This window comes from Xenophilus sp., from assembly GCF_044462705.1.
GTDB lineage: Bacteria > Pseudomonadota > Gammaproteobacteria > Burkholderiales > Burkholderiaceae_C > Xenophilus > Xenophilus azovorans.
Genome location: NZ_JBIQNC010000169.1, coordinates 1 through 8,481, shown reverse-complemented (window position 1 = coordinate 8,481; position 8,481 = coordinate 1). Strand labels below are relative to the sequence as shown.

Annotated in this window: 8 protein-coding genes, 1 pseudogene and 1 riboswitch; of the genes and pseudogenes, 3 read left to right on the top strand and 6 right to left on the bottom strand. The window is 71.9% G+C overall.

From position 1 onward, the window contains the following. Positions 1–228: pseudogene (locus ACIY1X_RS20320) on the top strand (23S rRNA (adenine(2030)-N(6))-methyltransferase RlmJ); the annotation flags it as partial. Positions 229–397: 169 nt separating this feature from the next. After that, positions 398–1,264, top strand: coding sequence for a transporter substrate-binding domain-containing protein (locus ACIY1X_RS20315; RefSeq protein ID WP_399684039.1), 867 nt, complete (start codon positions 398–400; stop codon positions 1,262–1,264). Positions 1,265–1,270: 6 nt separating this feature from the next. Here ACIY1X_RS20315 and ACIY1X_RS20310 read toward each other — a convergent pair whose 3' ends face one another. From ACIY1X_RS20310 to ACIY1X_RS20285, 6 genes are all read right to left on the bottom strand, one after another. After that, positions 1,271–1,972 (bottom strand): septal ring lytic transglycosylase RlpA family protein, encoded by a 702-nt coding sequence (locus ACIY1X_RS20310; protein WP_399684036.1) that lies wholly within the window; start codon positions 1,970–1,972, stop codon positions 1,271–1,273. Then, the gene (gene metF / locus ACIY1X_RS20305) at positions 1,969–2,814 is read right to left on the bottom strand and encodes a methylenetetrahydrofolate reductase [NAD(P)H] (RefSeq protein ID WP_399684033.1); all 846 of its coding nucleotides are present in this window, start codon (positions 2,812–2,814) and stop codon (positions 1,969–1,971) included. Before metF ends, ACIY1X_RS20310 begins: the two co-directional genes overlap by 4 nt. Further along, positions 2,811–3,566, bottom strand: a complete 756-nt coding sequence (locus tag ACIY1X_RS20300) for a TlyA family RNA methyltransferase (RefSeq protein WP_399684031.1) — start codon at positions 3,564–3,566, stop codon at positions 2,811–2,813. The genes metF and ACIY1X_RS20300 overlap by 4 nt, the downstream gene beginning before the upstream one ends. A 13-nt stretch (positions 3,567–3,579) precedes the next feature. Next, on the bottom strand, positions 3,580–5,037 hold the full coding sequence (ahcY, locus tag ACIY1X_RS20295; protein WP_399684029.1) for an adenosylhomocysteinase: 1,458 nt from the start codon (positions 5,035–5,037) through the stop codon (positions 3,580–3,582). Between the two features lie 74 nt (positions 5,038–5,111). Further along, a riboswitch (S-adenosyl-L-homocysteine riboswitch) is annotated at positions 5,112–5,203 on the bottom strand. A 22-nt stretch (positions 5,204–5,225) separates the two neighbouring features. After that, entirely contained in the window at positions 5,226–6,746 is a 1,521-nt protein-coding gene (locus ACIY1X_RS20290; protein ID WP_399684026.1) for an aldehyde dehydrogenase family protein, read from the bottom strand. Positions 6,747–6,765: 19 nt separating this feature from the next. Beyond that, on the bottom strand, positions 6,766–7,920 hold the full coding sequence (locus tag ACIY1X_RS20285) for a saccharopine dehydrogenase family protein (RefSeq protein WP_399684023.1): 1,155 nt from the start codon (positions 7,918–7,920) through the stop codon (positions 6,766–6,768). A gap of 130 nt (positions 7,921–8,050) precedes the next feature. Between ACIY1X_RS20285 and ACIY1X_RS20280 the strand changes: the two genes are divergently transcribed. Next, positions 8,051–8,481: Lrp/AsnC family transcriptional regulator (locus tag ACIY1X_RS20280; RefSeq protein ID WP_399684021.1), on the top strand; the 431-nt coding region annotated here is incomplete at its 3' end.

Sequence of the window (8,481 nt, the reverse complement as noted above, 5' to 3'; positions counted from 1 at the left end):
CGCGCCGGCAAGCCGTGGCTGCACGCCACGCTGACGGTGAAGTCGAGCAAGGTCGCGGCCACGCCCGACGGCCAGGCGCGGCGGCCCGGCCTGCCGGCCAGCGGCATGTTCGTGCTGAACCCGCCCTACACGCTGGCGGAGCAGTTGCGGCCCGCACTGGCCTGGCTGGCGCCGCAGCTGGCGCAGGACCGGCACGCCGGCTTCACGCTGGACGGCGCATCGGCCTAGGCCCGTGGCACAGGCGGGCGGCATGCCGCCGGCCATGCGTGCAGTTGTTCACGCTGTCCGCCGTTTCATCCTGTAGGTTGCAAAAAATCGACTTCCGGTCTATTTCCACCTCGGCCCTCCCACCCTACATTCGGGCCCGTCACACATCGGGCATTCGGGGGAGAGGTACGTGGACAAGCGGGCATTCGCACGCTGGCTGGCGCTGGCCGTGTGCATCACGGCGGCGGTTCCGGCCCAGCCGCAGGAAAGAAGACGGGTCGACACGCTGGCGCGGATCCAGGCAGAGGGCGTCATCCGCATCGGCGTGCGCGACAACGCGCCGCCCTTCGCATATCAAGACACCGCCGGCAGGCCGGCCGGATTTTCATGGGAGGTGTGCCGCGCGCTCGTGCGCGAGCTGGAAGTCCAGCTCCGGCGGCCGATCGAGATCCGCACCACGCCCGTCTCACTGCCCGGCTCCTTCGAGATGCTCGCGGACGGCCGCATCGACCTGCAGTGCGGCAGCACGACGCACACCGCCGAGCGTGCGCACAAGGTCGACTTCAGCCACACCTTCTTCGTCTCGGGCATCGTGGTGTCCTACCGGAAGGACGAGGTGCGCTACGCGCATCCGCTGCAGTTCGGGCGGGTGGGCGTCGTCGCCGGCTCGACCGCCGAGGGCATCATGAAGAAGCGGGCGGCGCAAGGCGGCGCGGCCCGGATCGAGGCCGTGGTGCCGGTGCCCGGCTACGACGCCGGCGTGGAGATGCTCAAGAGGAAGCAGATCGACACGCTGTTCGCCGACAGCGTGCTGGTGCCGCTGGACCCGGAGATCGCGCGCCGCGGCACGCTGGAGACGGTGGAGCCCTATGCGCTCATGCTGCGCAAGGGCGACCGGGCCTTCGGCGAGCAGGTCGACCGGGCCCTGGTGAACGTCCTGCACAGCCCCGCGATGCTGCAGATGGCGCAGGCCGCCAAGCTGGATGGCAAGATCAATCACCTGACGCGAGAGATCTGGCGCCGGCCTTCGCGCGACCCCGCGCCGCAGATGTACTGACGGGAACTACCTGCGCCGGCGGGACGGACGAGGCGGGGCAGCCTTGCGCGCGGCTGGCGCCGGGGGTGCCGGGTCCGCGTCGGCGCCGGAAGAACCGTTCTCGGCCGCGTCCACCGGCACGCCGTTGCAGCGCCCGCCCTCGGCGCCGATCAGCGTCAGCGCCACTTGCTTGATGCCCAGGCCGATCATGTCGAGCTGCTCGGCGGCGGCCCGGCTCAGGTCGATGACCCGGCCGGCGGCGTAGGGGCCGCGGTCGTTGACGCGCACCAGCACCTCCTTGCCGTTGACCAGGCTGCGCACGCACACGCGGGTGCCGAAGGGCAGCTTCTTGTGCGCGGCGGTGAACGCGCCCATGTCGAAGCGCTCGCCGCTGGCCGTCCTGCGCTGGTGGAACTGGATGCCGTACCAGGAGGCGCCGCCGCGCTCGTACACCTCGCCCGGCGGCTGGTCGCCGGGCGCGCCGTCGTCGGGCGGCAACTCGTCTTCGGCGCGGCCGATCGCGAGGTCGTAGCGCACGGAGGGCACGCGGGAGCGCGGCGCCTCCAGCGGCGTGCCGGCCTGGCGGGCCAGCGGCTTCAGCGGCTCCGCGGAAGCACCCGCCGCGGCCGGCGGCTCGCCCGGCGGCGTGGTGCAGCCGCCCAGCAGGCCGACCAGCCAGGCCACGCCCAGCCAGCGCGCCCGCCCGGCGATCACCCGTGCCGCCCTCATGCCCCCCAGCCCAGCCGCTGCAGCACGCCGAGCGTGGCCTGCGACTGGTTCATCGTGTAGAAGTGGATCGCCGGCGCGCCGCCCGCGCGCAGCCGCTCGCACAGTTGCGCCACCACATCCAGCCCGAAGGCGCGGATGGAGGCGACGTCGTCGCCGTAGGCCTGCAGGCGCAGGCGGATCCAGCGCGGGATCTCGGCGCCGCAAGCGTCGGAGAAGCGCATCAGCTGCGCGGAGCTCGTGATGGGCATGATGCCCGGCACCACGGGCACGTCCAGGCCGAGGGCCCGCGCGTCCTCGACGAAGCGGAAGTACGCCTCGGGGCTGAAGAAGTACTGCGTGATGGCCGAGTCGGCCCCGGCCTGCACCTTGGCGGCGAAGGCCCGCAGGTCGGCCTCGGGGCTGCGCGCCTGCGGGTGCACCTCGGGGTAGCAGGCCACCTCGATGTGGAAGTCGCGCCCGGTCTCCTCGCGGATGAAGCGCACCAGGTCGCTGGCGTACTGGAACTCGCCGCCGATGCCGTAGCCGCTGGGCAGGTCGCCACGCAGCGCCACCAGGCGCTTCACGCCCATCGCCTTCAGCTCGGCCAGTTGCGTGCGCACCGTTTCGCGCGTGGCGCCGATGCAGGAGAAGTGGCTCGCGGCATCGACGCCCTCCTGCAGGATCTCGCGCACCGCGCCGAAGGTACCGGCCTGGGTGGAGCCGCCGGCGCCGTAGGTGACGGAGCAGAACTGCGGCTTCATCGCGTAGAGCTGCTGGCGCACCGCACGCAGCTTGACCACGCCCTCGGGCGTCTTGGGCGGAAAGAACTCGAAGCTCAGGGAGAGCGGGGAGGCGGTCGTCATGTTTTCCTCAACACCATCAGGAACTCGCGGTTGCCGTCGCCGCCCAGGATCGGGCTGTCGTGCCAGCCGGCCCAGGCCAGGCCCAGCGCGTCGGCGGCACCGCGCAGCTTGTCGCGTACTTCGTCGTAAGCGGCCGCGTCGCGCACGATGCCACCCTTGCCGATGCGGCCCGGCTGCAGCTCGAACTGCGGCTTGGCCAGCAGCAGCATGCAGCCGCCGGCGGCCAGCAGCGGCGCCAGCGCCGGCAGCACCAGCGCCAGCGAGATGAAGGACAGGTCGCCGGCCACGAGGCCGAAGCCGCCCGGCGGCAGCGCGCCGCCCAGGCCGGCGGCGGTCAATGCACGGGCGTTCACGCCCTCCAGCGCCGTCACGCGCGGGTCGGCACGCAGCCGTTCGTGCAACTGGCCATGCCCCACATCCACGCCGACCACGCGCGCCGCGCCGTGGCGCAGCAGGCAATCGGTGAAGCCGCCGGTGGACTGGCCCACGTCGAGGCAGACCAGGCCGGCGGCATCCACGCCAGCCAGGCGCAGCGCGGCCTCCAGCTTCAGGCCGCCACGCGAGACATAGCGCGTCTCGGCGTCGTCCTCCGGCTGCAGCTCTGCCGCGGGCGGCAGCTCCTCGCCGTTCTTGGCGACGCGCCTCCACGCGCCGCCCGCCAGCCGCCACTGCACGCCGGCCGCGATCAGCCGCTGCGCCTGCGCACGCGAGGCGGCCTGGCCGCGCTCCACCAGCAACTGGTCGGCGCGCATCGCAGCCCCTCGCTCAGTAGCGATAGGTATCGGGCTTGTAGGGGCCCTGCACCGGCACGCCGATGTAGGCGGCCTGCTCCTTGCTCAGCTTCGTGAGCTGCGCGCCCAGCTTCGACAACTGCAGCCGCGCCACCTTCTCGTCCAGGTGCTTGGGCAGCACGTAGACCTTGCCCGGCTGGTAGTCCTTGGACTTGGAGAACAGCTCGATCTGCGCGATGGTCTGGTTGGCGAAGCTGGAGGACATCACGTAGCTGGGGTGGCCGGTGGCGCAGCCCAGGTTCACCAGGCGCCCCTTGGCCAGCAGGATGATGCGCTTGGCGGGCTTCCTGCCCTGCCTGGGGAAGATCACGTGGTCCACCTGCGGCTTGATCTCTTCCCACTGGCAGTGCTTCTCCAGCGAGGCGACGTCGATCTCGTTGTCGAAGTGGCCGATGTTGCAGACGATGGCCTGGTCCTTCATCGCCGCCATGTGCGCGTAGGTGATGACGTCCTTGTTGCCGGTGCAGGTGACGAAGATGTCGGCCTTGTCGGCGGCCTCTTCCATCGTCACGACACGGTAGCCCTCCATCGCGGCCTGCAGGGCGTTGATCGGGTCGATCTCGGTGACCCACACCTGCGCCGACAGCGCGCGCAGCGCCTGGGCCGAGCCCTTGCCCACGTCGCCGTAGCCGCACACCACCGCGATCTTGCCGGCCACCATCACGTCGGTGGCGCGCTTGATGCCGTCCACCAGCGACTCGCGGCAGCCGTACAGGTTGTCGAACTTGCTCTTGGTCACCGAGTCGTTGACGTTGATCGCGCGCAGCGCCAGCGTGCCCTTGGCCGACATCTCCTGCAGGCGGTGCACGCCGGTGGTGGTCTCCTCGGTCACGCCGATGATGTTCTTCAGGCGGCGGCTGTACCAGGTGGGGTCATCCTTAAGGCGGGCCTTGATGGCAGCGTGCAGGATCTTCTCTTCCTCGCTCTTGGCCTTGCCCAGCGCCTTGATGTCCTTCTCGGCGCGCGCGCCCAGGTGCATCAGCAGCGTGGCGTCGCCGCCGTCGTCCAGGATCATGTTCGGGCCTTCGGCCTTGCTGCCCTTGAGGCCGAACTCGAAGATGCGGTGCGTGTAGTCCCAGTAGTCCTTCAGCGACTCGCCCTTGATGGCGAACACCGGCGTGCCGGCGGCCGCGATGGCGGCGGCGGCGTGGTCTTGCGTCGAGAAGATGTTGCACGAGGCCCAGCGCACCTCGGCGCCCAGCGCCTGCAGCGTCTCGATCAGCACGGCCGTCTGGATCGTCATGTGCAGCGAGCCGGCGATGCGCGCGCCCTTGAGCGGCTGGCTTTTGGCGTACTCGTCGCGGATCGCCATCAGGCCGGGCATCTCGGTCTCGGCGATGGCGATCTCCTTGCGGCCCCAGGCCGCCAGGCCCAGGTCGGCGATCGCGCAATCGACGTTGGTCAGTTGTTTGGAAGTGGCAGGCGCGTTCATCAGTGCTCCAGTTGCCGCGAGGGCGGGTTGAGACAGGCGTCCACGTTCTGGGGAAACAGCTCACCGCACAGAAGCGTGGGCGAGCGTCGTTGCGGGAAGAAGAGTTCCGAGCCTCGCATCTGCGCCGCCCTGCCGGGCGGGAGACGCTGCAACGCTCCTCGGAATCCGCGGGATTTTAATGGGAACGGCTACCCGCCGGCGCCGTCCACCTCGAAACGCACCCCTTGCGCCAGCGGCAGCGCGCGGCCGTAGTTGATGGTGTTGGTGGCGCGGCGCATGTAGCCCTTCCAGGCGTCGGAGCCGGACTCGCGGCCGCCGCCGGTGTCCTTTTCGCCGCCGAAGGCGCCGCCGATCTCGGCACCGCTGGTGCCGATGTTGACGTTGGCGATGCCGCAGTCGCTGCCGGCCTGCGACATGAACTGCTCGGCCTCGCGCAGCGACTCGGTGAAGATGCACGAAGACAGGCCGTGCGCGGCGGCGTTGTTCAGCGCGATGGCATCCTCCAGTCCGGCGACGCGCTGCAGGTACAGGATGGGCGCGAAGGTCTCGCGCAGCATGGCGGCATGCTGCACCTCGGTCTCCACCAGCGCGGGGCGGACGTAGAAGCCGCCCTCGCAGCCGGGCACAGCGACGCGCTCGCCGCCCCACACGCGGTTGCCGTGCACATCGCGGCACTCGGCCAGCGTGCGCTGCATGGCCTCGAAGGCGGCGCCGTCGATCAGCGGACCGACCAGCGTGCCCTCGGCCGCCGGCTGGCCGACGCGCAGCGAGGCGTAAGCGCGCTGCAGCCGCTCTCGCAGCGGCTCGTACACGTCGGGGTGCACGAAGGCGCGCCGCAGCGTGGTGCAGCGCTGGCCGGCAGTGCCGGCGGCGGCGAACACGATGGCGCGCGCAGCCAGGGCCAGGTCGGCGCTGGGGCGCACGATGGCGGCGTTGTTGCCGCCCAGCTCGAGGATGCTGCGCTTGAACTGCTGCGCACAGGCGACGCCCACCGCACGCCCCATGCCGGTGGAGCCGGTGGCACTGACCAGCCGCACCCCCGGGTGCGCCACCAGTGCCTCGCCGGCCTCGCGCCCGCCCAGCCAGAGCTGCGCGACCGCCTCATGGCCCGGCGCGGCCTCGCGCAGCGCACGCAGCAGCAGGCCGTGCGCGGCCAGCGCCGACAGCGGCGCCTTCTCGGAAGGCTTCCACACCACGGCGTTGCCGCACACCAGCGCCAGCGCCGCATTCCAGGACCACACCGCCACCGGGAAGTTGAAGGCCGAGATCACGCCGCACACGCCGAAGGGGTGCCAGCTCTCCAGCATCTTGTGCTCGGCGCGTTCGGAGGCGATGACGCGGCCATGCAACTGGCGCGACAGGCCCAGCGCGAAGTCGCAGATGTCGATCATCTCCTGCACCTCGCCGCGGCCCTCGGCGGTGATCTTGCCGGTCTCCAGCGTCACCAGCCGGCCCAGCGTGTCGCGGTGCCGGCGCAGTTGCTCTCCGAAGGCGCGCACCACCTGGCCGCGCGCGGGCGCCGGCAGCGCCGCCCAGCGCGACTGCGCCGCCGCGGCGGCTTCGGCCGAGGCCTGCTGCGCCCGCTCGCCGGTGCGCGGCAGCCAGGCCAGCAGGGCGCCGTCGATCGGCGAATGCACGGGCCAGGCCACCGCCGCATCGGCGGGCGCGGCAGGCAGCGTCAGGCCCAGCGCATCGAACAGGGCCTGCAATTCGGGATGAGGGCAGCGGTCATGGTGCGAACTCCTTCTCTGCACAGTCGGCACCGGGCGTTTGCGGCGCACGCTCAGCGTAGACGGCACCGAAGCGGTTGGCCAGCAGCGCCGCCAGCGGCACCTGCTGCGGGCCGACGAAACCGGCCTGCGGCAGCACGCCCTGCACCACCAGGTCGAGCGCCGCGCAGATGCCGGCGGCCGTGCAGCGCTGGATGGCCGACAGCGCGTGTCCGTCGAGTTCGGCGCCCAGGATGCGCACCGAGAAGCGTTCGCGCGCCAGCCGGCCGCCGCGCAGGCCGCTGGCGCGCGCCGCGATCAGCACCACGTCGTCCAGCGTGGTGCCCAGGGCCGACTCGAAGATCTCGCGCAGCAGGTCGCGCCGCTCGCGCAAGCGCAGGTCGTTCAGCAGCAGCTTCATGATGGCGCCGTGCCCCGGGTAGCGGATCGACTTGTAGTCGGCCCGCCGCACCGAGGCCGGCAGCGTGTGCGTCAGCGTGCCGAGCCCGCCGGAGGTGTTGAAGGCCTCGTAGGCCACGCCGTCCAGCACCAGCCGCTCCAGTCCTTCGAGCGCCGGCAACTCGACGCGCCGGCCGTCGGCAATGGCCTCGCAGGGGTTGCAGTACTCGTTGATCAGCCCCTCGGTGCTCCAGGTGAGCTTGTAGCGCAGCGCGTTGTCGGGCCGGCGCGGCAGCGCGCCCACGCGCAGGTGCAGCGCGGCAGGCTGGTCGAAGCGCGCCGCCAGCGCATGGCCCAGCACGCCGACGAAGCCCGGCGCCAGCCCGCACTGCGGCATCAGCACCGTGCGCGCGCCCTCGGCCAGCGCCTGGATGGCGCGGGTGCTCGGCACGTCCTCGGTCAGGTCGAAGTAGTGCACGCCGGCCTGCTTGCAGGCGGTGGCCGCGTCCACCGCGCAGTGGAAGGGCAGCGCGTTGAGCGCGGCGTGGCAGCCGCGCACCGCGCGCGCCAGCGCGGCGGCGTCGTGGCCGTCCAGCGCCAGCGTCTCGCAGCCCAGCGCCGCGGCCAGCGCCAGCCGCGCCGGGTCGCGGTCGGCCACGCGCAGCGTGTAGCCGCCGGCATGGCGCAGCATCAGCGCGATGGCCAGGCCCATGCGGCCGGCGCCGAGCACGGCGACCGGCACGGCGGCGGATCGAGAGGCGATGGAGGCGGTCATGACAGGCTCCTCGAAGCAGCGGCAGGTGCCTCGATGCTAGGCCGGAGTGCCGACGATCCGCAGCCCCCGATCCGTCGAAGAACGCCTTCGTGGTTGTCGAAGCGGCGACCGGCTCCTACATTCCGTCGTCATGGACGACACCGACCGCCGCCTGCTCGCCCTGCTGCAGGCCAATGCGCGCGCGCCCACGGCCGAGCTGGCGCGCCGGCTCGGCCTGGCGCGCACCACCGTGGTGGCGCGCATCGCGCGGCTGGAGCGGGAAGGCGTGGTGGCCGGCTACGGCGTGCGCCTGGGCCGCCGGCAGGAACAGGGCGCGGTGCGCGCCTGGTGCGCGCTGAGCGTGCAGCCGCGCAGCAATGCGGCGGTGCTGCGCGCGCTGGAGCGGCTGCCCGAGGTGGAGGAAGTCTTCACCGTCAGCGGCCAGTTCGACGTCCTGGCCTTCCTGCGCTGCGAGACGCACGAGCAGCTGGACGCCCTGCTCGACCGCATCGGCCAGACCGAGGGCGTGGACCACACGCAGACCTCGATCGTGCTCAGCCGCAAGCTGGACCGGCGGCAGGC

Excerpts from the sequence above, each read along its gene's own strand:
- ACIY1X_RS20300 (WP_399684031.1), bottom strand. The coding sequence starts at position 3,566 with ATGCGCGCCGACCAGTTGCTGGTGGAGCGCGGCCAGGCCGCCTCGCGT.
- ACIY1X_RS20285 (WP_399684023.1), bottom strand. The coding sequence starts at position 7,920 with ATGACCGCCTCCATCGCCTCTCGATCCGCCGCCGTGCCGGTCGCCGTG.
- ACIY1X_RS20310 (WP_399684036.1), bottom strand. The coding sequence starts at position 1,972 with ATGAGGGCGGCACGGGTGATCGCCGGGCGGGCGCGCTGGCTGGGCGTG.
- ahcY (WP_399684029.1), bottom strand. The coding sequence starts at position 5,037 with ATGAACGCGCCTGCCACTTCCAAACAACTGACCAACGTCGATTGCGCG.
- metF (WP_399684033.1), bottom strand. The coding sequence starts at position 2,814 with ATGACGACCGCCTCCCCGCTCTCCCTGAGCTTCGAGTTCTTTCCGCCC.